Origin of the sequence: Kiloniella sp., from assembly GCF_048270245.1 — a bacterium.
Taxonomy (GTDB): Bacteria; Pseudomonadota; Alphaproteobacteria; order Kiloniellales; family Kiloniellaceae; genus Kiloniella.
The window spans coordinates 479,890-504,450 of sequence record NZ_JBLWTH010000001.1; the positions used below are offsets into that span (position 1 = coordinate 479,890).

Sequence of the window (24,561 nt, forward strand, 5' to 3'; positions counted from 1 at the left end):
TGTATTTCTACAGCCCCTTGTTTTTTAGTGATTATAAGATTGCTTATTCTAAGTGAAATAATTTTCCAGCAATGATACCAGCGTGTCTGGTAAGTCGTTTGCCAGGCAAGATTTCAAAGCGTGAGAAGTATCCGCGTCATAAAAAACCTGCATATCATCGAAACGGAGCTTCCCTTCTTTAAACTCTCTTGTTTGGAACTTGCTGTCTTCGGACATGGCGACGAAAGTAAGCTTTTGGATGGAATGATCTTTATTGACGAGAAGCCAATGGAAAAGTTTTGATTTTTCTGTGGTTGCCGGAAGATCCAATCGTTTGATTTCAATAACTCTTATGTCATCATTTGAGAAGTGAAAGAGAGTTTTAAAAGAAGGTCTGTTCAAGGAAATATTGCCCTCTATTCCTGATTTAAGTCTATAGGCTTAGATATTTTTGATTAGGTTATTACTCGTCTGATAATGGAGGGAATTTTTCATAAAAAGCTGCTTCACCTTGGTGCGAAAATTTAACAACCCTCATGCTCTCGAGGCGTTTAGCCCAGCCTTTTTCATAGATATGATCCAATAGGGCAGTGCCAAGTGATCCCGCGAGATGACTTCTGCGGGCACTCCAGTCCAAGCAGGATTTACATAGAGGGCGTTTGGCCTTTTGCAGTGGATCAAGATCTATTCCCAGACCTGTGATGAAATAACGGCCTGAATCTGTAATTTCAACATCATCCTGACGCTGGAAAAGGAATCCTCTGTCAAGGAGGCTGTCGAACATATGAACGCCAAATTCTCCCGCAAGATGATTGTAACACACCCTTGCTTTCCTCATTTCGGGGGCCTTGGGACCTGTCCGTGTCCGGATATGTCCTTTTTTTGCAGCGAGTCCCATCATGGTTTCAAGTAGGGTGGCAACGTCTTCGTCTGCAAGATTGAAATAACGATGACGCCCTTGTTTTCGTTGACGTATCAGGTCACCAGATTCAAGTTTTTTGAGGTGGGCACTGGTTGTCTGTAAGGTAATGCCAGCTTCATTTGCAAGCTCGCTCGCTGTGAGTGCCTTACCGCTGATCAAGGCAGAGAGCATGTTTGCGCGGGCAGGATCTCCAATAAGAGAGCCTATAAGGGTGATATCGGGTCCTTCTTTCATGATTCGATGCTAGACGAACTATGATTTTGAGTAAAGGACACCCTGTAGATTTATTTTTATATTGCGCGTCATTTTTTTGACAAAATTTAGGAGGATTTATAATTCTTCATTTAAAAACAAAGCGTTTTGTTCGTTATTTATTTTGAGCCGAATCTTTCATTTAAACATGTTTTACGTGGTTTTCTCGTTCGCTCAGTAGGGTTATAGTCCAAAAATGAGAAAGCTTCACCACCTTCCACTCGATTCTGGGTGCCGCAAAATTCGCATGTTATTGCGAGAGAAAAAGCTCGAATTCGAATTGCATGCTGAAAAAGTTTGGGAACGCCGCGAAGCGTTTTTGACACTTAATCCAGCGGGCGAAGTGCCTGTGCTTGTTGAGGATGATGGAACGAGCATAACAGGCGGTGCGCAGGTCATTTCTGAGTATCTAGAAGAAGCTTATCCGGACCAGAGCCTTTTGGGAGACAATCCGTTATGTCGTGCCGAAGTTAGACGGTTGATTTCATGGTTTGATGACAAATTCCGTCGTGAAGTCACGGCAAACCTGGTTGAAGAGAAAATGTTAAAGCGTTTTCTCGGGCTGGGTGAGCCAAATTCCCAGGCCATACGGGCCGGGCATGCGAATATTCATTACCATCTGGAATACATCAGTTGGCTGACAGATCGCAGGACATGGTTGGCCGGGGATGACTTCTCTCTGGCTGATATAACGGCTGCATCTCACATCTCATCCCTTGATTATATCGGGGATGTTCCTTGGAAAGAGCATCAGGGGGCCAAAGACTGGTATGCGCGTGTTAAATCCCGCCCTTGTATGCGCGGGGTTCTAACGGATTTGATACCGGGTGTGCCGCCGCCCAAACACTACGCTGATCTGGACTTCTAGGCTGATTTCTAATCTGATTTTTGGGCTGCCGGAATAGTTACTCTACAGTTACATCCAGTTTCTCAAGGTTTAGCTGCGCTGCGTCTGCGGCTGGTGTTCCCAAGGCAATGTTGACGATTCTAAGCCAATCTTCCCGCGCACCGTTATTATCACCAGCCAAGCGCTTTAATATTCCACGCTCAAGCAGGGCCTCTAGATTATCAGGTTCTAGGTCCAGTGCGAGGGTAATATCTTTTAAGGCTTCTGTGTCATTCCCTAAGAACCTTTTTGCTGTACCGCGCAGGGCAAGTATATCTGCCCTTTCTGGTTCTAGGCTGTGGGCAACTTCCAAATCAATCAAGGCTTCGTCAAATCGGCCAAGCTCGGCTAGAATTTCGGCTCGGTCGATATAGTATTCTGTGCCATCGGGAAAAAGGGTGATTGCTGTACTTTGTACGGCAAAGGCGCGGTCCAGATCGCCATGGTCATACCAAGCGCGTCCGGCCTGATGAAGTAGTTGCGAGCGAAGTTCGACATTATCTGTTTTCATGTCGTTCGCCAGCTTCTCCAGACGTGTTGCTGCGGCATCGTATATTTTGAGCGCATACAATGCCTGGGTCGCACAATGTTCACCCGGGAATCCGCCGCCTTGTGATGCCCAGGAAAGGGCGGATTCAAACGCTGCGTCCGGGCGACGTTCAACCAATTTTATACAGGCGATATATTGTTCTTCGTGATTGATAGGTTCTTTACGCCCTGCAGCTTCACTCGAAAAGGTAAAGCCAATAGCAACGGGCAGCATAAAAAGAGACGCGAAGAGTTTGTGTTTTTGTGTCATAGGCGCATTTGGACCATAAATTTATTACTTTGCAAGCTTTGCTTTTCAGTTTGTAAAGGGACCCTATATAAGAAATTAGGCAATTTCGAGATCGAGGAACGTATGTCGCATTATTCTAAACATTTGTTTTGTTTTGGCTTGGGTTTTTCTGCCCTCGTTTTTGCTAGAAGAATGAAAGCCCTCGGTTGGAAGGTGTCGGGCACAATTCGTCCTGATTCTGATAAAGATCTTGGAAAGAGGAAAATATTAGAGAAAGAAGGTATTAACGTTCACAACTTTGAGCGTTCTTTGCCGCTGGCGGATGTATCGACCGTGTTGGGTGATGTAACTCATATTCTTTCGTCCATTCCGCCAGGCAAGGAAGGGGACTGTGTCCTGCAGTTACATGCTGCGGAAATTGCTCAGTGCAAAAAACTCGAATGGGCTGGATACCTCTCGACGACAGGGGTCTATGGTAATCGCGATGGTGGTGTTGTTTTTGAAGATGACCTGCTGGCCCCGTCAAGTCCGCGAAGCGAGCAACGTGCTGAGGCTGAAAAGCAATGGCTGGCACTTGCCGAAGCACATGATATCCTGGTGCATATCTTTAGACTGGCGGGTATTTATGGTCCGGGGCGTAGCCCCTTGGATTCACTTAAATCCGGTAAAGTGAAGCAGCGGATAGATAAGCCGGGGCATATTTTCAGCCGTATCCATGTCGAAGACATTGCAAACGTTCTTGAGGCATCTGTTAAGCGGCCTCGAGCTGGACGTATTTACAATGTATGTGACAGCGCACCGGAAGAACCATCTAAAGTCACCACCTATGCCTGCCAGTTATTGGGAATTGATCCGCCGCCTCTTGTCGCTTTTGATCAGGCAGAAATGAGCCCCATGGCGAAGACCTTTTGGCTGGATAATAAGCGAGTGGATAATAGCCGAATTATAACCGAGCTTGGTGTGAATCTTGATTATCCTGACTATCAATCGGGATTGAAAAGCTTACTTTAGAAGCAAAGTAATCAAGCGTTCATCTGCTCTTCCAGACTCCGCGTTCGGTTGGTAATGATGTCTCCTGTATGTGCCGTGGCGACAGGCTCGACCAACATGATCCAGCATTCTTCTTTGGCAACGGGGTTATGCATAACGCCTTTGGGAACAACGTGCATATCACCTTCGTTAAGCTCAATGGTTTTGTCCTCATACTGCATGAGGAGCTTACCCTTGATAATGTAGAAAAGCTCGTCTTCGTCATCATGCTTGTGCCAGACAAATTCATTTTTCAGTTTAGCAATTTTTACAAACTGGTCATTGACCTGGGCGAGCACTTTGGGTGACCAGTGGTCTGTGATTTGGCCTAGAGCATCTGGCAAGTTTACAACATTTCTATCTGACATTTAGCGGATTCCCTTGGTTGATGAAGCTGAAGATCGGTGAAATTGGAATTACGAGAACGAGGAAGCCTACAAAGCTGTTTTCAATAGGCTTTGTTAAAGGAGCCATTTGAAAAGACCAAAAGCGATCATGCCGATTACAATGGTCGTCAGAAGATCCTTGCGGATCAAACCGACGACCACGGCAACGCAGGCTGCGAGCAGGGACGCATTCTGCAGATTGAATTCGATGCTGTTACCATTCGGCATTAAAACAGCTGGGACAATGATGGCTGTCAAAACGGCTGGGGGAACAAAATCCAGTGCGATTTTGGCCCAACCTGGGAAGGTAAAATGACCCGCAGAGGCAAGAAGGACATAACGAATGCTAAAGGTTACAACGGCCATGCCCGCGATCATGAGTGCTTCGTTCATTATTTTTTCTTCCCGCTTATGAGGTGATAAGACAGACCAACGGCCAATGCGCTGAGGGCTGAGACCATTAAACCAAGTTTGTGTGGCATATCGGCGGTCCCTAGGGACATGGCCCCTGCAACGATAACACAGGCCAGCATAGGGCGCGTGGTTAGGTACGGTAAAACCATACCTATAAAGGTTGCAGCCATGGCAAAGTCCAGACCCCAGTTGCCGATATCCGGAAAGAGTTCTCCGAGTGTAATGCCAATGATGGTACAGAGTATCCAGTTGCCATACATCGCGCTGAATGATCCAAGGTAGAACCACTGGACATATTTTTTACGCCATTCATCATCTGATTTACGGATTTTGTCGGCAATGGTGGCAAAGCTCTCGTCGGTTAGGCCAAAAGCAATCAACGCACGCCATGGGCCGGACAGGTGTTTGACATCGTCAACAAGTGCTGCTGAGTAAAGCAAGTGGCGCAGATTAACGATAAAGGTTGTTGCTATGATCATGAGCGGTCCGGTTCCGGCCGCAAGTAATCCCAAGGCGATGAATTGGGAAGAGCCTGCAAAAACAAAAATGGACATGGCGATTGCGCCAAGAGGTGACAGGCCGCTTTGTTCTGCGAGAGTGCCAAATATAATGCCAAATGGAATGGCGCCAACAATCATGGGAATGGTTGCACGAGAGCCCGCGAAGATTTCTCTGATAATTTCTTTTCGGGATAGCTTTGGATCGTGATCTGTTATGGCATCCCCTGCGCCGATGGACTTTGTGCTCATCGGTATTGTTGCGCAGTTATCTGGCGTGGGTACGTTACTCATTATTCTTACTCATAATGTTACGGTCATGTAGATGTTTGCGCGTCTATAATCGGATTTCCCTTTGGGGTGCGGTCCTTCGCAAAAGCCTAACTTACGATAGAGTTTTTGTGCGTTAACCAACTTGCGATTACTTTCCAGAAACACTTGTTTAGCCCCTAGACGACGTGCTTCGTTTAAAGCTGCGACCACGAGACGACGTCCTATGCCTCTGGATTGGGCGGCAGGGGTAACACCTACTTTGGATATTTCGTAGAGATCATCGGTAACGCGGGCGAGGGCACAGGTCCCTACGGGAGCTCCACCACAAAGTCCGAAGAAAATTGTGCCGCCGCGGGAAAGGTAATAGCCACCGGGATTATCCAGAGACTCTTTATCCCATTCTTCTTGAAGATTTAGAAAGTAATAATCCAGCCATTCTTTATTTAGTTCTTTGAACGAGGTGGCGTATTTTGAATCCCAATTGATGATTTCTATATCGCCAGAAAGATACGGGTCCGCCAAATTGTTGAGGACCTTCTGACTAAGTGGAGCTTCATCATTCAGCTTTTCGAGACTACGCAGTTGGTCGAGTAAGTCGCCGGGTTCTGTTTCTGTTAACATGCTATCAAGAGAACGCTCTATCTCATCCCAGATAGGAATGAGCTTTGGTAGGGCATGCTTTGCTTGATCAGCCAAGGTCAATAGCTGAGTACGTTCGTCTTTCGGAGACGGCTTTTTTTCAATCCATCCTTCTTCAACCATTTTTCTCGCCATTTTACTAACAGCAGGGTGACTGACACCTGTAGCCGTAGCGCAATCAGACACTGAAACAGCTCCTTCTTTGTATAGAAGGTAAAAGAGCGGGAAATAACCAGCCTGAATGGTCAAGCCAGTTTTCTCGTAGATAATATTGACCTCATTGAAAAGTGTGTCGCTCAGGCGTTTGAGGCGACTGGCAAGTGTGAGGCTGCCGAGGGAGGCGAGGAAATTCATATTAAACCCATTACGTAACTGGTTACATAATATTTTATCGAATAGATATCTCTTGGAAAAGAAAAAAAGAAGCCAAGGTAAAATCGGCTGCTTTGAAAGGTTATGAGAAAGAAGTCAGAATTTAGCTTAGCGACTGATCTCTTTAATGATTTTCTTTAACCGGTGTAAGTCTTGTGGTTCAGAGAGGCGATGGTCACCACTTTTTACTAGCACGACTTCCATATCCTCAGTTTCAAGCGACTCGACAATTCTCGGAACGATGTCCCAGGGAACATCGACGTCTTTCATTCCTTGAATCAGGCGTACTGGGCAAGTGATCGGCTGTTTCTTGTCCAGCAAAAGATGCTGTCGACCTTCCTCGATGAGCTTTAGAGTTATGGCATAGGGCTCATCGCCGTATTCACTTGGTTCGTAGTAAACGCCCTCACTTAAAAGCGTATCCTTGAGCTCTTGCGAAAAAGTATCCCACATAAGATCCTGTGTGAAGTCAGGGGCCGCTGCGATACCAACAAGACCTTTGGTCCTATCTGGTCGTTTCAGAGCTGCGTTAAGCATGATCCAGCCCCCCATGGACGACCCGACCAGTATCTGTGGGCCGGTTGTAAGTTCGTCAATCACAGCGATGGCATCTTCGGTCCATTGTCCGATTGTTCCATCTGTGAACTTGCCAGAAGACTTCCCATGCCCCATATAGTCAAAACGGATAAAATTTTGCTTACTGGATTTCGCAAACTCTTCCAGTGCAGTAGCTTTCGAACCTGTCATGTCAGACATATAGCCGCCAAGAAAGACAATTCCGGGTAAATCATTATCGCCTTCTGTCTTTATATAGGCTATATGCTGCCCATTCGGGCGTTCGAGAAACTCTGGAACTTGTGTTGTGAACTCTGTATCACTATTGGACGCTGTATCTTTATTGGACATGAATTAAATAGGACTCCTTGTAGTACCGACATATGACGGATGGTTCTCACCTTAACACTTTGATATCTGAAGCCGCTACCCCAGAGCTTCCTTCTCTTGTGAAATCTGATGGTACGCCAATGACGGTGCTTCAGGTTGTTCCTGCTATGGATTCTGGCGGTGTCGAACGCGGCACGCTGGACATGGCAAAAGCCATCATCGAAGCCGGCGGGAAAGCAATCGTTGCTTCCAGAGGCGGACAGTTGGTTGCGCGTTTGAAGATTGCCGGGGCAGAACATGTTGAGCTTCCAGTGCATTCCAAGAATCCATGGACTATGTGGCGGAATACAGGCCGTCTTGCACGCCTGATCAAAGATAGAGGCGTCGATTTGGTACACGCAAGATCCAGGGCACCTGCTCGCCCGGCACACAGGGCTGCTCGTAAAACCGGAGTGCCTTTTGTGACAACGGTTCACGCGCCTTATAATATTAACAATGGTCTTAAGCGATATTACAATTCGATTATGACCAAAGGTGATGTCGTCATCTCTATATCTGAATTTGTTGCGGACTATATCCGCAAGAACTATCAGGTCGATGAAAATAAAATTCGCATCGTACACAGAGGCATGGATACGGATAGCTTCTCACCACATGCTGTTAGCGCCGAGCGTGTTATCCAGCTGTCAACGCAATGGCGGCTCCCTGATGGTGTTCCGCTTATCATGCTGCCCGGTCGATTAACGCGCTGGAAAGGGCAAAAGGTCCTTCTCGAAGCCCTGACGCATCTTCGTGATATTGATTTATGTTGTGCGCTGGTTGGGTCTGATCAGGGGCGTACAGCCTATCGGGATGAGCTGGAAAAGATGATTATGGATAATGATCTTCTAAGCCGTGCCTTTATCATGGACGACTGTAATGATATGCCCTCGGCCTATATGTTGTCTGATGTTGTCGTTTCGGCATCGACGGACCCTGAAGGTTTTGGACGGGTTGTTTCCGAAGGGCAAGCCATGGGGCGTCCGGTTGTGGCAAGTGACCATGGTGGTGCAAAGGAACAACTGGTTCCGAATGAAACAGGTTTTCTGTTTGAGAACGAGGATGCAGAAAGCTGTGCGCGGGCCATTCGCCGTGCCCTGAGCTTAAATGCTCGCGAACGTGAAATTCTCTCGCTCAAAGGGCAAGAACGGGTTCAGAAGTTATTTTCGAAAAAACTGATGTGTGCCAAGACTGTTGGTATTTATCGTGAATTGATTTCTGAAAAGGCAATTACAGCATAAAACTCGTCGTTTAAGTCGGAATACCCCTGAGGGACGGTCTGAAAAACCGAATAGAGGGATTCTTTCCATTAAAAGCGCGGAATCCTTGGCGGTATGCTTGACAGGCCATGGAATCCTTTTACATTGCTGGAACTCTACAAGAGTCAATTTTCCTAGATGATAGAACAGTAACTGAGAACGATTTCCGATGGTCACAATTACATTGCCTGATGAAAGTCAGCGCAAATTTGATGGTCCTGTAACAGGGCATGAGGTAGCAGAATCTATTGGTCCACGTTTGGCCAAAGATGCTTTAGCTGTGGTGGTAGATGGCGAGTTAAGAGATACGACATATCCAATCACGACGGACGCGACCTTGGAAATTGTGACCCGCAAGCACCCACTGGCTCTTGATTTGCTGCGCCATGACTGTGCGCATGTGATGGCGGAAGCTGTTCAGGAACTTTTCCCCGGTACGCAGGTGACCTTTGGTCCGTCGACGGATGTTGGTTTCTATTACGACTTTGCACGTGATGAGCCGTTTTCGACGAACGATCTGGAGAAGATCGAAGCAAAAATGCACGAAATTATCTCGCGTGATGAAATCTTCGTTCGTGAAGTTTGGGATCGTGAAAAAGCGAAAGAACATTTTGCGTCCAAAGGCGAAAAATACAAAGCCGAACATGTTGATAACATTCCGGGCGATGAAGATCTTACGATCTACCGTCAGGGTGATTGGCTTGATCTTTGTCGTGGACCGCACGCGCCATCTACAGGAAAGATTGGCAAGGGCTTTAAGCTGATGAAGGTCTCTGGTGCCTATTGGCGAGGAGACAAAGATAATGATCAGCTGCAGCGTATTTATGGCACTTGCTGGTCTGATGAAAAACAGTTGAAAAAGTATCTGCAGATGCTTGAAGAAGCTGAAAAGCGTGATCATCGCCGCCTTGGAAAAGAGCTGGGCCTTTTCCACATGCAGGAAGAAGCGACTGGTTCTGTTTTTTGGCATCCGAAAGGCTGGGCACTGTATCGTTCGCTCGAAGAATATATGCGCAAACGCCTTGAAGATGGCGGCTATCAGGAAGTGAAAACGCCGCAGTTGATCGATCGTGCTCTTTGGGAAGCGTCTGGTCACTGGGAAAAATTCCGCGAAGATATGTTCGTGGCGACATCTGAAGATGATCGTACCCTTGCTGTCAAACCGATGAATTGCCCGGGGCATGTGCAAATTTTTAAGCAGGGTCAAACCAGTTACCGTGACTTACCTTTGCGCATGGCAGAATTTGGTGCCTGTCACCGTAATGAGCCTTCTGGTGCACTACATGGTTTGATGCGCGTGCGTGCCTTTACACAGGATGATGCACATATTTTCTGTACCGAAGACCAGATCAATAGTGAAACTGTTATCTTCTGTGATCTTTTGAAAACGGTTTATAAAGATCTGGGCTTTGACGAAATTGTTGTGAAGTTCTCTGATCGTCCGGAACGACGTGCGGGAACCGATGAATCTTGGGATAAAGCCGAAGGTGCGCTGAGAGAAGCTGTTGAAGAAGCCGGGCTTGAATACACAATGAACCCCGGTGAAGGTGCCTTCTATGGTCCTAAGCTTGAGTTCGTGCTCAAGGATGCTATTGGCCGTGACTGGCAGTGTGGAACCCTTCAGGTCGACGTGGTTCTGCCAGAACGTCTGGATGCTTCTTATATCGGTGATGATGATAAGCGTCATCGTCCTGTGATGCTGCACCGTGCCATCCTGGGGTCTTTTGAGCGTTTCCTCGCTATTCTTATTGAACAGCACGCGGGTAAATTTCCGCTGTGGATGTCTCCGCAACAGGTCGTTGTGGCTTCGATCACTTCCGATGCGAATGATTATGCCGAAGAGGTTCGTGATAAGCTGAAGGCTGCGGGACTCCGGGTGAAAGCTGATTTGCGTAATGAGAAAATTAACTATAAAGTTCGTGAACATAGCCTAAGCAAAACGCCTGTGATTGCAGTGGTTGGTCGCCGAGAGGCAGAGGAAGGGAAAGTTGCTCTGCGTCGCCTTGGTGGAAAGAACCAAGAAATTATGTCTTTGGAAGAAGCACTTAGCTCTTTGACTGAAGAATCAAAGTCGCCTGCTGAGAAGTAGGCGATTAAAAAATAACTTTGTGGTTGCCGACTGGCATAAGATATTGGCATTATACGCCCATTGTTTTTATAGGCGTAAACGCAATATAAACGGTTGGTATTTTAGAGTAATAGCCTATTGCAGACTATGAAGTTTGTAATTTTGGGATAACGGAAAAAACGGGAGCACGACAATAGCACGCGCACCAATGACGACACCCCCGCGCATCGACGGTCCGCGGGTAAACGAACGAATTACTATCAACACTGTACGTCTTGTTGACGCAGACGGCGAACAGGTTGGCGTAGTACCTACACGTGATGCAATGAAACGTGCATTTGATGAAGGTCTTGATCTTGTTGAGATTTCTCCGAATGCGGAGCCTCCTGTTTGCAAGATCATGGACTACGGCAGATTTCGTTTTGAATCGCAGAAAAAGAAAAATGAAGCTCGTAAAAAGCAAAAGATTATCGAGCTTAAAGAACTTAAGGTTCGTCCAAACATTGACACGCATGACTATGACGTGAAGATGCGGGCTGCACACAAGTTCATTTCTGCAGGTGACAAGGTGAAAGTGACTATGCGCTTTCGCGGACGTGAAATCACGCACCAAGAAGTCGGTCTGGAAGTTCTTAAGCGTATCGAGACCGATTTGGTCGAAGTCGCTAAGATGGAGCTAAGGCCGAAAATGGAAGGCCGCCAGATGATTATGATCTTGGCGCCAAAATAAGCCTGAGAATATTTAAGGTTAATAGCCTTTTTGAAAAGCCGCTCTTGAACAGAGCGGCTTTTTTGTTGCCTATTTATTATTGTTTTTACCTATAGAAGGTATCGTTATGGAAAAAGCATCAACCGTTATTATTGGCGGCGGTATTTTGGGGTGTTCTATTGCGTATCACCTTGCAAAACGTGGCGTTGAAGATGTTTTGCTTCTCGAGCGGCAGGATTTAGCTTCAGCTTCGTCGTCTCTTGCAGCGGGGTTGATGTTTCAGATTTCTTCAAAGCCCGCTGTTGATTGCCTTAGTCGCCGGACTTTTACAGGTCTTTCCGAACTTGAAAATATCACGGATGAGCTGCTTGATTTCAAAGCGGTTGGAACACTAAGAATAGCAGAAACTTTTGAGAGTAAAGCCAGTTTAGAGCAACTATGTGATCGTGCTAAGAACGAAGGCATAGCCGCCAAACGGGTAAATGCTGAATGGAGATCCAAGCATCTACCTTGGCTTCAGGTTAAAAGTGATGCCCTTACTGTTCATTTCAGTGAAGAGGGATATATAGATCCTTATCGTTTGACACATGCTTATGCTAAATCGGCCAGAGTTTATGGGGCAAAAATTCGAACTGGTATTAATGTTGCTGGCATTAGGGTAAATAATGGTGCTGTCATTGGTGTCGAGACTGATCAGGGATTTATTTCCTGTGAAAATGTGGTTGTCTCGGCCGGTTCCTGGGCGAATAATTTAACGCTTCCATTGGGTATCGCTTTACCCATGATCCCGACCAGAAGCCATTTTTGGATAACAGCCTCTGAAAACTATTTCAGTGATGAGCAGCCTATGGTGGTTCATGCCGATGCGGGGGCTTATACGAGGCCAGAGGTCGGCGGTTTGTTGTTAGGTGTTCAAGAACAGTACTCTCGTACGTTTGATTATAGAGGGTTACCCAAGGACATTACCTCTTTCGCTGTGACAGAAGAAGGCGGGGAATGGGACGCTTTGGTGGAGGCGGAACAAAGAGTGTCTGGCTTCTTTCCAAAGCTTGAAGAAGCGCGTTTCGAAAGTTACATGGCGGGACTTTCTGCCTATACCCCGGATGGTCATTTCCTTCTGGGTGAAGCTCAAGCGGTTAATGGTGTTTTTGTTGCCGCAGGTTGTTGTGGGTCAGGAGTAATGGCTTCTGGAGGTATTGGGGATGCTTTGGCAGAGCTGATTACGGGAAGCAGGGCGTCTTATGATTTGAGCCCTTTTGATCTCACCCGATTTGGGCAGGTAGATCCCAGCTCTGAAGATTTTCAGCTTCTCTGCGCAAAGGCGCGGGCAAGAAAGGCGAAATGAGATAGGTAAAAAGAGCCGAAGATATTAGCCTTCGACTCTTTTTATATCGCCTTTTTATTACTGAAAAGCTGCTAGCTTTCTTTTGTTTTCCATAGTTTTTTGTTGGTTGCTTCCCGCATAGACTGGAAGGCAACATAAAGAGGTGGAATGAACAGAAGTCCAATGGATGTGGCCGCAACCATACCGCCAAAGACAACAAAACCCACCGCGACGCGACTGGCTGCCCCGGCACCTGATGCAAAGATTAAGGGTAAGACACCGAGTATGAAGGAAAGCGCAGTCATCATCACTGCCCTGAAGCGCAAGCTTGCCGCATCAAGGGCAGCTTCTGTAATGGAAAGCCCTTCTTCTCGTCTGACCTTTGCGAATTCGACAATGAGGATGGCGCTTTTACTGGCAAGCCCGATAAGCATCACCATACCGATCTGGGCATAGAGGTTATTGTCTAGGAAGGGCAAGAGTGCCATAGGCACCAAGGCCCCAAAAGCGGCCAGAATAACCGATGTGATGACGGATAACGGAATGCTCCAGCTTTCATATTGGGCGACAAGAAAAAGATAGGCAAAGATAAGTGCCAAAGCGAAGATGATGACGATATAGCCACCGGCTTCTTGTTCTTGTTTGGATGTTCCTGTCCACTCAATGCCATATCCGTCCGGCAGGGCATCAGCCGCGGCACGTTCCAGTGCAGCAATGGCATCACCACTACTGTAGCCTGTCGCCGGCGATCCGGTTATGGACGCTGATTTAAACTGATTATAACGCGCGACGGATAGGGGGCCGAGGATGGGTTCTATCTCGATAAGCGTCCGCAGGGGAATCATATCCCCGTTATCATTTCGAACATGAAGGTTATCGATGTCTTCCAACCCGTTACGGAATTGTGCTTCGGCCTGAATCTGGACTCTGTACACTTTCCCGTAGAGGTTAAAGTCATTGATATAGGATGATCCAAGATTAGCTTGCAGAGTTGAGAATATATCTGAGATCTTAACGCCGAGAACGAGGGCTTTTTCTCGATCAACCTCTAGAAAGAGCTGAGGAATATTTGCGGAATAGGTGCTGAATACAGATGCTAATTCGGGCTGTTGGTTGGCAGCAAAGACCAAGCTGCGCACGGCAGAAGCAAGCTCTTGAGGTGTTCGCCCAAGGTAATCCTGAACCTGAGCTTCAACGCCGCCGCCTGTGCCCAAACCCATAATAGGGGGTAGTGGGAAAGCGAAGGATTCTGCCGAGGCCAGCCCGGCTAGTCGACCGTTGATACGGCCCAGGATATTAAACCACTTGAGTTCAAATTCAGTTCGTTCTGCCCAATCGCTTAAAACCGGAATTAACAAAGAAGAATTCGAGGCTGCTCCCGATAATAAGCTGAAACCGGAAACGGAGATAACATCTGTGACGCCTTCTTCCTCCAGCAACATATCTGTGACTTTGGCTGTAACCTCATTTGTTCGTTCCAGTGATGCACCATCCGGAAGTTGAACGTTCACGAAGAACACGCCTTTGTCTTCCATGGGAATGAATCCTGTGGGGACGGTCTGGAACATATAGACGGTTACGCCAGCGAAAATACCAAGAACGGCCAAGGAGATAGCAAGCCTTCTGATCATAAGGGCAACAACCCTGCTATATCCATTACGTGTTCGATCAACAAGATTTGCAAAAAGCTTCAAAGGTCCACGGGGTTCACCGCTGTCGGGTTTTAACAGAAGTGCACAAAGTGCAGGTGACAGTGTTAATGCATTGATAGAAGAGAGCGAAACCGCCACGCAAATGGTGAGAGAGAACTGCTTGTAAAGCTCGCCTGTAATGCCGGGCATGAAAGATACTGGCACAAAAACGGCTAGGAGAACCAATGTTGTTGCCACGACCGGGCCAGTGACCTCTTTCATTGCCAGCTTGGTTGAATCAGCCGCTGATTTCCCGGTTTCTTTCATGATCCGCTGCACGTTTTCAACAACGACAATACTGTCATCGACGACGATACCAATGGCGAGGATAATGGCGAAGAGGGTTATCATGTTGGCGCTGAACCCGACAGCGTAGAGAACGGCAAAGGTGCCGATAAGGGATACCGGAATCGCAAGGCTTGGGATCAGGGTCGACCGCCAGTCGCTCAAAAAGAGAAAGGTTACGCTGACAACAAGAACAAAGGTGATGAGTAGTGTCTCTATGACCTCTTGAACCGAGGCCCTTACCGCGTTGGTCGTGTCGTAAAGTATTTTGTACTCTACACCCTGTGGGAAGCTTTCTGACAGGCGGTCTAGTTCAGTATAGATGGCGTCGGCAACCTCAAGGGCATTGGCCCCGGGTGATTGATAAACCGCGATTGCTGCAGAAGGAGCATTGTTGAGCTTTGAAACGGAAGAATAACTTTGAGAGCCAAGTTCTATCCGGGCAATGTCTTTTAGCCGAACAAAGGAACCGTCCTGGTTTGCGCGAATAACAATGTTTTCAAACTCTTCAACCGTTGTCAGGCGACCTTTGGCCTGAAGGGTGTACTGAAATTGGGGGGTGCCTTCAAACGGTGGAGCTCCCAGTTGTCCTGCTGTTGCCTGTATGTTTTGGTTTTCTATTGCCTCGCTCACATCTTTGGTGGTGAGGCCAACGGCAGTCAGACGATCAGGATTAAGCCAGACACGCATTCCGTAATCCAAGGCACCGAACTGCGAGACGCTGCCGACACCGTTAATTCGTGCCAGTGAATCCTGAATATAAATAGAGGCATAATTACTCAGGAACAGAGAGTCTTGTGTGTCATCAGGTGAGACCATATTGATCACAAGAAGCATAGACGTTGACTGCTTCTGAGTAATGACGCCCTGCCGAGTAACTTCTGCTGGTAAAGAGGCGTTGGCGGTTGCAACCCGGTTTTGAACGTTAACCGCAGCGATGTCTGGGTCTGTTCCGACAGCAAAAGTGACCGTGAGGTCATAACTGCCGTCGTTACTGCTTGTTGAGGACATGTATAACATGCCGTCGACCCCATTGACTTTTGCTTCAATGGGGGCCGCAACAGACTGTTCAACAACAGTTGCATTAGCACCGGGATAGCTGGTGGTCACTTTGACCTGTGGTGGGGTAATGTCCGGGTATTCTGCAACAGGAATTGAATTAAGGGCGATGATACCTGCTAGGGAAATGACAATTGAGATGACTAGGGCAAACTTGGGGCGATTGATAAAAAGGGCTGAAAACACGATCAGGCTCCTTCTTCAACCGGGTTGACAACCATGTCTGGTTTTACCTTTTGAATACCTTGGACGATGATGCGTTCTCCTTTAAGGAGGCCGTCTTTTATGACCCAATTTGTTTCGATTTGTTCGCCCACTTGAACTCGGCGTATTTCCACTTTGTTGCTGCGGTCGACAACCAGAGTAAAGTATCCTTGTTGATCTTTTTGAACGGATGCTTGGGGGACAACCAGCTCACTTCGGGTTTCTTTACTGCGAACGTTCACGCTAACGAATTGACCCGGTACCAGAATATGTTTGGGGTTGGGGAAAACTGCTCGGGTTGTGATCGAGTTTGTGCTTTGATTGACTTTAGTATTAATAAAATCAAATTTACCTTCGCTCTCATAGGGTTTCCCGTCAGAGAGGACCAACGATGGAATGACAGGGGCTTCGCTTGAAAGGCCCTTGCGGCGTTCTTCGAGGATGAGCTTGTCGCTAACCGGAACCGTAACATAGATCGGGTCAAGGCTTGTAATAGTGGCAAGAGGTTCGCTACTGGAATTGACCAAATTGCCCACACTGTACCGAGATCGACTTATTTGCCCATCCAGAGGGCTATGGATTTCGGTATAACTTAAATTTAATTCTGCTTTGCGAAGGGCAGCTTTTGCCTGCATCACTTCTGCCAGAGCAGAAGCTTCGCTCGCCTCTGATGTGTCCAGAGAAGCCTCGGAGACAACTTTCTTTTTTCGAAGGTCTTTTTTCCGGTTTAGGTCTGAGCGAGCATTTTTAAGGGTCGCGTTTGCGCCGGCAAGATCAGCTTTGGCTTGTTCTACTGCAATTTGATACGGAGCTTTTTCCAAAACATAAAGTAGATCGCCTTTCTGAATATTTGCACCTTCCTTGAAGTGTCGTTCTTCGACAAAACCTTCAACACGTGCGCGTAAGTCAACGGTATTGACGGCTTCAACTCGACCGACAAATGTGAGTTCTGGCGTAACGTTCTGTTCTTGCACAGTGGTAACAATCACACTTGGCGGGGGAGTAGAATTATCTTGGGCCGAGGCTAACTGGGCACCAAGCAGGATTGTCGATGCAAAAAACAATGCAGGTGTTTTTGTGTGGGGAAACTTCATGGCGCGGTTCTCTTTTGATGTCCAGCAATTAGCGTCGGCAAGGAATGTGAGTTGTGGTGCAAGAAGTATGATCTAATAATTATTGTTCAATACCCTGGGGTATGTTTTGTTGTGTTTATACGAAATAATGTATTTAAGCGATATATAACCTAGCATTAATGATAAAAAGATGTGAGAAAAAACGAATGGAGGCGTTTGACATGAAGACTCCATATTTTCTCTATGTTAGAGCTTGCCAAAGAGGGGAAAGAATACTATAACCCCCGCCATTGTCGGGTGGCATGTGCCAAAGGGTATGCCTAGTCACTCTGAAAAAGAACTTTATTTATAAGGAAAGAAAATGCCCAAACTTAAGACGAAATCTGGCGCGAAGAAACGCTTCCGCCTGACCGGAACTGGTAAAGTCGTTGCTGCTCAGGCAGGTAAACGTCACGGTATGCGCAAACGCTCACAAACAATGATTCGTAACGCTCGCGGTACGACAACTCTTTGTGATTCTGATGCGCGTGTCATCAAACGTAATTTCCTAGTTAACGGTTAAGGTTAAGGTAGTAGCAAATGGCTCGTGTTAAACGGGGCGTGACATCACGTGCACGCCACAAAAAAGTTGTTAAACTTGCTAAAGGCTTCCGCGGCCGTGGCAAAAACGTATTTAGTGTAGCCGTACAGCGCCTTGAAAAAGGCTGGCAGTACGCATACCGGGATCGTCGTGTTAAGAAACGTACATTCCGTGGTTTGTGGATTCAGCGTATCAACGCTGGTGCCCGCTTGCACGGTGTGACGTATTCTCAGTTCATGAATGGTGTGAAGAAAGCTGAAATCGGTCTTGACCGTAAAGTGCTTGCTGATCTGGCTGTTCGTGAGCCAGCTGCGTTTGCTGCTGTTGTTGAAAAGGCAAAAGCAGCTCTGGCTTAACGCACACTCGTTTTAGGCTTTATGACAGGGCAGCATCCGGTTTCGGGTGCTGCCTGTTTGTCTTTTAGGGCCTGAACGTATTTGAAAAGACGACTATATTCTGACTTTTGTACTATCTAAATGTTCTGACGATTTATTTGGGCAGAACCTGTCGATGGTATTTGAGTAACCTCTCGCTTGTAACTGGAACGACGTCCCGTGGTCTCTCTTTCGAAAATCTTCGTACCTATTATTTTGTGCTTGTCATTATTGTCTGGCTGTTTTGATGCTGGCGGGGCGACTGGTGTTAATTATTCTGAAGAAATTGATATAGTTCGCGATCATGTTGTGAATGGCCAAAGTAATTCTGATTTAATCGGTGAATTGGCTGGGCGTCATGGTAAAGTCACTTGGCTGGCAGGACCATGGAATGATAAACAATCTGATCAACAAGTACTGGTCAGTGCGAGTATTCGGAAAAATCTGGATGATAGAGATCATGAGCTAACGCTTCTGTTCCGTTATGACCGCACGTCCCAAGACGTTATTTTGGATAAAGTTTTACTTGATGGACAGGTCCAGAGTGTCGTGGGTGGTGCGGTTGCAATGCTGGCAATGAAGTTGGAATAACACAAGATTACTGATTGAGGATTTCCTCATGAACGGGAAGTATAATGGATAATCTGGAAGAACTTCGCAGTGATTTGCTGCAAAGAGTAGAAGCTGCCGTAGATCTGGATGCTTTGGATGCTGTGCGTGTTCAAGCACTGGGAAAGAAAGGTGAAATTACACAGCGTATGAAAACGCTGGGTAATCTGGCCCCTGAAGAGCGCAAGGAAGCTGGGCAGGCCTTTAACCTGATTAAGCAAGCTGTTGCCGAAGCAATTGAGACGCGTAAGGCAAACCTACATGCCATCGCATTGGAAGCGCGCCTTGCAGAAGAAAAGGTTGATGTCTCTCTGCCACCACGTCCTGCGACAATCGGCAAAATGCATCCCATAAGCCAAACCCTAGAAGAGCTGGTTGCTATTTTTGGTGAGATGGGTTTTTCCGTGGCTGAAGGGCACCACATCGAAGATGATTTTCATAACTTCACTGCGTTGAACATTCCGCCGGAACATCCTGCACGTCAGGAGCTTGATACCTTCTATATGCCAGAGCGTGAAGATGGGACCCGATCCGTTCTACGGACCCACACTTCCCCTGTGCAAATTCGCGCGATGCAAAACACGACACCGCCTATCCGCATTATTGCGCCAGGCCGGACATTCCGTGCTGATCACGATGCCACACACTCCCCGATGTTTCATCAGGTCGAAGGGTTGGTTATTGATGAAAAAACAAACATGGGTCACCTTAAAGGCGTTCTTATTGAGTTCTGTCGCGCCTTCTTTGGCGTAAAAGATCTCCCTTTGCGCTTCCGTCCAAGTTATTTCCCGTTTACGGAGCCTTCAGCCGAAGTTGACATCGGATGTTCCCGTTCTGGTGGGCAGCTGAAAATCGGCGCTGGCGAAGATTGGTTGGAAATCTTGGGCAGTGGCATGGTTCACCCAAAAGTTCTCGAGAACTGCGGCATTGATTCTTCCAAGTATCAAGGCTTTGCATTCGGTATCGGGATCGAACGTCTTGCCATGCTCAAATACGGTATTCCTGATTTGAGAACTTTCTATGAAACTGATCTGCGCTGGATGAAACATTATGGCTTCTTGCCGATGGAAATGCCCAGCATGGTCCGTGGTCTGTAGAGAGGTTTGGGAAAATGAAATTTACACTTAACTGGTTGAAAGATCACCTCGACACAGATGCTTCTTTGGAAGCAATTGTTGAAAAACTTTCTCTTATAGGTCTCGAAGTCGAAGGTGTTGAGAATAAAGCTGATGAACTCAAGGCTTTTAAAACTGCGAAAGTTATCGAAGCTGTTCAGCATCCCAACGCGGATCGCCTGAGAGTCTGTCAAGTACAGTCAGACGAAGGGATTAGTCAGGTTGTTTGCGGTGCACCGAATGCTCGAACAGGTATGATTGGTGTGTTCGCACCTGTTGGGTCGTATGTCCCAGGCATCGATCTTACCCTGAAGGCCGGCAATCTCCGCGGCGAAGATTCTAACGGTATGTTGGTTTCCGAGCGTGAAATGGGATTGTCTGATGAACATGATGGCATCATTGATCTTCCCGAAGATACGAAAGTTGGTGTGCCGCTGGCTGAAATTCTTGGCCTTGATGATCCGATCATTGAAATTGCGATTACACCAAACCGGGGTGATTGCCTCGGGGTTCGCGGTGTCGCCCGTGATCTCGCCGCTGCCGGTATGGGGACGCTTAAACCACTGAAGCTTGAAACTATCGAAGGATCTTTTGATAGTTCGATTAAGTGGAAAGCTGATGCAGCTGTTGCTGAAGATGTTCCTTATGTGGCTGGACGTTATTTCAAGAACCTGAAAAATGGTCCTAGCCCCAAGTGGTTGCAAGAAAGACTCCTGGCGCTCGGGTTACGCCCAATCTCAGCTTTGGTAGATATTACCAACTACGTTTCCTTTGATCTTGGTCGCCCCCTGCATGTTTTTGATGCGGATAAAGTCAAAGGCGATCTGACCATGCGCTATGCTCGGAATGACGAAGAGTTTCTGGCGCTTGACGAAGAAACATACAAGCTGTCTGAGTCCATGGTTGTGATCAGCGACGATAACGGTGTTCAGGGGCTTGGTGGTGTTATGGGCGGGCTTAATTCCGGCTGTAGTCATGAAACCACAAACATGTTCTTGGAAGTTGCTCTGTTTGATCCGACATCAATTGCGATTACCGGTCGTAAATCCGGTATTCTTTCTGATGCACGATACCGTTTTGAGCGCACTGTCGACAGCCAATCTGCGGATTGGGGCGTGGATGTTGCGACACGGATGGTGCTTGATCTGTGTGGTGGTGAAGTCAGTAAGGTTACATCTGCGGGATCAATTCCATCAGAAAAACGTGTTATTGAACTGCGCCCAAATCGTATCAAAGATCTTTGTGGCGTTGCTGTTGAAAAAGACAAACAAATCGAAATCCTGTCCATTCTGGGGTTTGACGTTACAGAAAAAGACGGTTTGATTTTGGCAACGGTGCCGAGCTGGCGTCCGGATGTGGAACTCGAAGCCTGTCTGGTGGAAGAGATTCTACGTATCTATGGGTATGAAAATATCCCTGAGACACAAATGGAAATGCCAAGTTATCTGCCTCAGGGCGTGCTGACCTTGGCACAACGTCGCGTGTCTAACACGCGGTCAGCTCTTTGCTGGCGCGGGCTTGATGAAGCTGTAACCTTCTCATTCGTTTCTTATGCTCAGGCCGAACTGTTTGGTGGTGTTCCCGATAGTCTGCGAGTTGCCAATCCGATCTCTACGGATCTGGATACTATGCGTCCTTCTATCCTGCCGACATTGCTTTCGGCAGCGGCACGTAACACTGACCGCGGATTTGCCGATAATGCGCTCTTCGAAGTGGGACCTCAGTATCAGGACGACACAGCCAAAGGGCAGAAGCAGATGGCAACCGGATTGCGTTCCGGTAACGTGGCAGAACGTCATTGGGAAAGCCCAAGCCGCCCTGTTGATCTGTTTGATGCCAAGGGTGATGCGCTTGCTGCTTTGTCTGCTGCGGGTGCTCCGGTAGAAAACTTGCAGGTATTTACATCAGCACCATCCTATTTCCATCCCGGACGTTCAGGCGTTCTTGGGTTGGGGCCAAAGAATGTATTGGCCGCGTTTGGTGAGCTTCATCCTCGCGTTTTGGAAGCGATGGATATCAAAGGCCCTGTTGTTGCTTTTGAAGTTTTCTTGGAAAACATTCCACAGCCAAAGATCAAAAAAGGTGAATCAGGCAAGATCAAACCTGCGCTGGATCTTTCTCCGTTCCAGTCTGTTGATCGTGATTTTGCTTTCTTGGTTGATGATAGCGTCGAGGCTGGAAAGCTTATCCGTGCTGTTAAGGGCGCGGATAAAAACCTGATTACGGATGTCGTCCTTTTTGACGTCTATAAAGGAAAAGGTGTTGAAGACGGGAAGAAATCACTGGCTATCACCGTGACGTTGCAGCCTCGGGACAAAACCCTGACGGATGAGGAAATTGAAGCAGTTTCCCAGAAGGTTATCGCACAGGCCATGAAGGCAACTGGCGGTACACTTCGAAGTTAAGATCAGTAAAAATATACGAAGTAAAAGCCCGATAGAATGCCCGGTAGATACCGTGAGATTTTGCCGGGCTTTTCTTTTGCCAAAGACTGCTCGTTATCCTGATCTCGATTATGTGAAATGCTGTTTGCTGATATTATCTTAGATTTGTGCTAAGTTAATCTAGCAGGGGGAGTGGCGTGTTTTAACGTCACCAAAAGTTCATCCGATAAGAAGTTGATCTTGGGGGATACCTTAGGAGGCACTTATGTCAGAACTTACCGTGGAAAAAGACAAAATCATTCAAATGACTGTGCGTGAAGCTGTCGGGGTTTTTCATAGTGCTGCTGAGCTTGAAGCCGCTGTTGACGAACTCCAAAACGCAGGGTTCGATCGATCTGAAATCAGCCTTCTCGCCAGCGAGGACGCGGTGGCTGAAAAATTGGGGCATCGCTACCATTCCGTTGTTGAGTTGGAAGATGATGTGAATGTCCCTCGTACGGCTTATGTCGAACATGATTCAATTGTCGAAGGAAAAACAACGCTTATTGGTGGTTTGGCTTATATCGGGGCGATTGTGGCAGCCGCACCAATAGTTGCATCGGGTGGGTCACTTGCCGTTGCAATTATGGGCGCTGTCTTAGCTGGCGGATCTACAGGTATTTTTGGTTCTTTTGTTGCAGAGTGGATTGGTCATAAACATGCACAATCAATTGAGAGTCAACTCCAGCGAGGCGGTTTATTGTTGTGGGTTACTCTGCGGGATGAAGGGCAAGAGCAAAAAGCATTGGATATCTTGAACAAATTTGAAGCTGATGATGTCCATTGCCATGATATTCCCGTTTCTAATGATCCGGCGATCAATCCTGTACAGGGAACACGAATTGATCCCTTTTTGCCTGGTGCTTCTATATAAAAGGATTCACGAGCGAATATATGTCATTGTATTCAGTATTCATAAGGTATTCAGCATACATAGGCTTTTGAGTTCAGGGCCCGTTAGTTCCGGATAATGAATATCCTTACAAGATGCAGATGGTACCTTTTTCCCAGAGGTAGAATTGTAAGGGTAAAAAGTTCTGATTTTTGTCCTAGATGCTATTTTACCATTGAAAAATAACAATAAAATTTATGGCCTGTTTTTTGCTTCACAAAGCTAAAGAGTTTTATGAGGTGGGAAAACGTGAGCGTTAATCTGGATGTTGTTTCTCTGAGTACTGGCGTCGGGCATGGGTTGCCAAGTCCTGTTGCCCCGGCGCCGAGTGAAGAACGTGTAATTTCTGGTAATAAGGCCAAGCAAGAAGAAAACAGCAGCTCGGCAGCTTATGAAATTACCTTGTCGGATGAAGCTAAAGAGCTTTTGGCACGGATGGAAGGCTCTGTTCGCCAAGTTGGTGATGTCCGTTTTGAAGATCTTTCCGCCGCAGAACAAAGCCGTATCCGTGATTTGGAAAAGCAACTCTCGGAAATATTTGGTCAACAGCCTAGTAAAAAGTTAAGTCCGGATGAGAAAGAGCAGATTACTGTTCTGCGGCAACGGATCGGCGATGTTTTGGGCTTTGCCCCGACATCCGTCGATCCCATGCATCATAACCTTGTTCAGCGTTTGGAAGATGAGGCAGATCGTATGCTCTCAAACCCTCAAAAAGTCATGAGCGAAACCGAAGAACGGCAACTGGCGGTCGTTTTCTCTCATCTTGAAAGTCTTCAAGGGGTTTCATCCGTAAGCTATCAGGTGCCGCCTGAACTGTCAGAACACGTGAATGCTTTGCAGGGGCAGATTGATCAAATCTCGGGTGTTGCAGACATCCAGATGCCAGGCGCGAGTGATATGAAACAGGCAACCCAGATTTTTCAGGATTTAGCGGGCATTTATGATGGCGCTTTCAAGCGTATAATGAAGGTAAACTAAATCACGATTTCCAGATTACTCCAACGATCCTGCCACCGTTTTTTATCCTGTCGAACTTTAAACTCGAAGAGCTTGTGTTCCTTGAAATACGGGCAAGGGCGCACCTTTTGTTGATAGAGGTCATCTAGACCAAAGGGATGCATAATCTCTATATCATTCTTGGGTGTCAGCCTGACTGCGATCGCTGTAACTGTTTCGGGCCAATGCTTTAGGGCATCATGACAGTCCTGATAAGGGCGGTCTCTGTTAACCTGATGCATTCTAGCTTGGTTTTTTACGGACCAATTGCCGAAAATGGGTTCCATTTCTGGTGCTGTTGATCGCAGCTTTTCTTCATAGCTATGTTCTGTTTTTTGCCGCGTGTCTTTCGGGGCAAAATAGATAACATCAATGTCACTTTTAACCGGGGGAATTTGAATGTTATTCAAATGATCCCAAAAGGAATTGCGTATTAAGCCTGCGGCAATCCAGCAATCGGGCAAATCAAGATCTTTGACAACCGCCATGCAGTCCATAAGCGGCTTCGAAGAGTGTAAAAAATTCCTAAGGCGTGCGGCGTTGGACACA

At 47.1% G+C, this 24,561-nt stretch carries 24 protein-coding genes; 13 read left to right on the forward strand and 11 right to left on the reverse strand.

The features are described 5' to 3' along the window. Positions 1-48: 48 nt before the first annotated feature. Together ACN0W5_RS02220 and ACN0W5_RS02225 are read right to left on the reverse strand one after the other, a co-directional pair. Positions 49-381, reverse strand: coding sequence for a hypothetical protein (locus ACN0W5_RS02220; RefSeq protein WP_417452628.1), 333 nt, complete (start codon positions 379-381; stop codon positions 49-51). A 61-nt stretch (positions 382-442) separates the two neighbouring features. Beyond that, positions 443-1,135, reverse strand: coding sequence for an ArsR/SmtB family transcription factor (locus ACN0W5_RS02225; protein ID WP_417452629.1), 693 nt, complete (start codon positions 1,133-1,135; stop codon positions 443-445). A 214-nt stretch (positions 1,136-1,349) separates the two neighbouring features. Here ACN0W5_RS02225 and ACN0W5_RS02230 point away from each other — a divergent pair, with 214 nt between their 5' ends. Beyond that, positions 1,350-2,021, forward strand: a complete 672-nt coding sequence (locus ACN0W5_RS02230; protein ID WP_299375114.1) for a glutathione S-transferase family protein — start codon at positions 1,350-1,352, stop codon at positions 2,019-2,021. 37 nt (positions 2,022-2,058) lie between these two features. Here ACN0W5_RS02230 and ACN0W5_RS02235 read toward each other — a convergent pair whose 3' ends face one another. Next, on the reverse strand, positions 2,059-2,838 hold the full coding sequence (locus ACN0W5_RS02235; RefSeq protein WP_417452630.1) for a tetratricopeptide repeat protein: 780 nt from the start codon (positions 2,836-2,838) through the stop codon (positions 2,059-2,061). A 192-nt stretch (positions 2,839-3,030) separates the two neighbouring features. On the opposite strand from ACN0W5_RS02235, the gene ACN0W5_RS02240 reads away from it, so the two are divergent. Further along, positions 3,031-3,828 (forward strand): SDR family oxidoreductase, encoded by a 798-nt coding sequence (locus ACN0W5_RS02240; RefSeq protein ID WP_417452631.1) that lies wholly within the window; start codon positions 3,031-3,033, stop codon positions 3,826-3,828. 11 nt (positions 3,829-3,839) lie between these two features. Here the strand turns inward: ACN0W5_RS02240 and ACN0W5_RS02245 are convergent, their stop codons facing one another. The 5 genes from ACN0W5_RS02245 to ACN0W5_RS02265 form a co-directional block, all read right to left on the reverse strand. After that, a complete protein-coding gene (locus ACN0W5_RS02245; protein WP_417452632.1) occupies positions 3,840-4,214 on the reverse strand; it encodes a cupin domain-containing protein in 375 nt (124 codons plus the stop codon). Between the two features lie 93 nt (positions 4,215-4,307). Next, entirely contained in the window at positions 4,308-4,625 is a 318-nt protein-coding gene (locus ACN0W5_RS02250; RefSeq protein WP_417452633.1) for an AzlD domain-containing protein, read from the reverse strand. After that, the gene (locus tag ACN0W5_RS02255) at positions 4,625-5,437 is read right to left on the reverse strand and encodes an AzlC family ABC transporter permease (protein WP_417452634.1); all 813 of its coding nucleotides are present in this window, start codon (positions 5,435-5,437) and stop codon (positions 4,625-4,627) included. The genes ACN0W5_RS02250 and ACN0W5_RS02255 overlap by 1 nt, the downstream gene beginning before the upstream one ends. Before the next feature lie 9 nt (positions 5,438-5,446). Continuing rightward, complete coding sequence (locus ACN0W5_RS02260; RefSeq protein WP_417452635.1) at positions 5,447-6,409, reverse strand: bifunctional helix-turn-helix transcriptional regulator/GNAT family N-acetyltransferase; 963 nt, start codon at positions 6,407-6,409, stop codon at positions 5,447-5,449. A gap of 126 nt (positions 6,410-6,535) precedes the next feature. After that, a complete protein-coding gene (locus tag ACN0W5_RS02265; RefSeq protein WP_417452636.1) occupies positions 6,536-7,333 on the reverse strand; it encodes an alpha/beta fold hydrolase in 798 nt (265 codons plus the stop codon). Between the two features lie 32 nt (positions 7,334-7,365). Here ACN0W5_RS02265 and ACN0W5_RS02270 point away from each other — a divergent pair, with 32 nt between their 5' ends. From ACN0W5_RS02270 to ACN0W5_RS02285, 4 genes are all read left to right on the forward strand, one after another. Further along, positions 7,366-8,592, forward strand: coding sequence for a glycosyltransferase (locus tag ACN0W5_RS02270; protein ID WP_417452637.1), 1,227 nt, complete (start codon positions 7,366-7,368; stop codon positions 8,590-8,592). 187 nt (positions 8,593-8,779) lie between these two features. Then, entirely contained in the window at positions 8,780-10,699 is a 1,920-nt protein-coding gene (thrS, locus tag ACN0W5_RS02275; protein WP_417452638.1) for a threonine--tRNA ligase, read from the forward strand. Between the two features lie 187 nt (positions 10,700-10,886). Beyond that, positions 10,887-11,408 (forward strand): translation initiation factor IF-3, encoded by a 522-nt coding sequence (gene infC / locus ACN0W5_RS02280; RefSeq protein WP_299375147.1) that lies wholly within the window; start codon positions 10,887-10,889, stop codon positions 11,406-11,408. A gap of 106 nt (positions 11,409-11,514) precedes the next feature. Beyond that, the gene (locus tag ACN0W5_RS02285; RefSeq protein WP_417452639.1) at positions 11,515-12,732 is read left to right on the forward strand and encodes an NAD(P)/FAD-dependent oxidoreductase; all 1,218 of its coding nucleotides are present in this window, start codon (positions 11,515-11,517) and stop codon (positions 12,730-12,732) included. Between the two features lie 71 nt (positions 12,733-12,803). Here the strand turns inward: ACN0W5_RS02285 and ACN0W5_RS02290 are convergent, their stop codons facing one another. Beyond that, complete coding sequence (locus ACN0W5_RS02290; protein WP_417452640.1) at positions 12,804-15,932, reverse strand: efflux RND transporter permease subunit; 3,129 nt, start codon at positions 15,930-15,932, stop codon at positions 12,804-12,806. A gap of 2 nt (positions 15,933-15,934) precedes the next feature. Further along, a complete protein-coding gene (locus ACN0W5_RS02295) occupies positions 15,935-17,044 on the reverse strand; it encodes an efflux RND transporter periplasmic adaptor subunit (RefSeq protein ID WP_417452641.1) in 1,110 nt (369 codons plus the stop codon). 340 nt (positions 17,045-17,384) lie between these two features. Here ACN0W5_RS02295 and rpmI point away from each other — a divergent pair, with 340 nt between their 5' ends. From rpmI to ACN0W5_RS02330, 7 genes are all read left to right on the forward strand, one after another. Continuing rightward, positions 17,385-17,585 carry a 50S ribosomal protein L35 gene (gene rpmI, locus ACN0W5_RS02300; protein WP_047762593.1) on the forward strand — a complete coding sequence of 67 codons (201 nt, stop codon included), beginning with the start codon at positions 17,385-17,387 and terminating at the stop codon, positions 17,583-17,585. 17 nt (positions 17,586-17,602) lie between these two features. Then, positions 17,603-17,959, forward strand: a complete 357-nt coding sequence (gene rplT, locus ACN0W5_RS02305; RefSeq protein ID WP_299375163.1) for a 50S ribosomal protein L20 — start codon at positions 17,603-17,605, stop codon at positions 17,957-17,959. 249 nt (positions 17,960-18,208) lie between these two features. Continuing rightward, entirely contained in the window at positions 18,209-18,568 is a 360-nt protein-coding gene (locus tag ACN0W5_RS02310; RefSeq protein ID WP_299375166.1) for a hypothetical protein, read from the forward strand. A gap of 44 nt (positions 18,569-18,612) precedes the next feature. Continuing rightward, positions 18,613-19,683, forward strand: a complete 1,071-nt coding sequence (gene pheS, locus ACN0W5_RS02315; RefSeq protein WP_417452642.1) for a phenylalanine--tRNA ligase subunit alpha — start codon at positions 18,613-18,615, stop codon at positions 19,681-19,683. Positions 19,684-19,697: 14 nt separating this feature from the next. Further along, complete coding sequence (gene pheT, locus ACN0W5_RS02320) at positions 19,698-22,106, forward strand: phenylalanine--tRNA ligase subunit beta (RefSeq protein ID WP_417452643.1); 2,409 nt, start codon at positions 19,698-19,700, stop codon at positions 22,104-22,106. 244 nt (positions 22,107-22,350) lie between these two features. Beyond that, positions 22,351-22,998, forward strand: coding sequence for a hypothetical protein (locus ACN0W5_RS02325; RefSeq protein ID WP_417452644.1), 648 nt, complete (start codon positions 22,351-22,353; stop codon positions 22,996-22,998). A gap of 267 nt (positions 22,999-23,265) precedes the next feature. Next, entirely contained in the window at positions 23,266-23,994 is a 729-nt protein-coding gene (locus tag ACN0W5_RS02330; protein WP_417452645.1) for a hypothetical protein, read from the forward strand. Here the strand turns inward: ACN0W5_RS02330 and ACN0W5_RS02335 are convergent. Beyond that, positions 23,991-24,560, reverse strand: coding sequence for a nucleotidyltransferase family protein (locus tag ACN0W5_RS02335; protein WP_417452646.1), 570 nt, complete (start codon positions 24,558-24,560; stop codon positions 23,991-23,993). The genes ACN0W5_RS02330 and ACN0W5_RS02335 overlap by 4 nt on opposite strands. Position 24,561 lies beyond the last annotated feature (1 nt).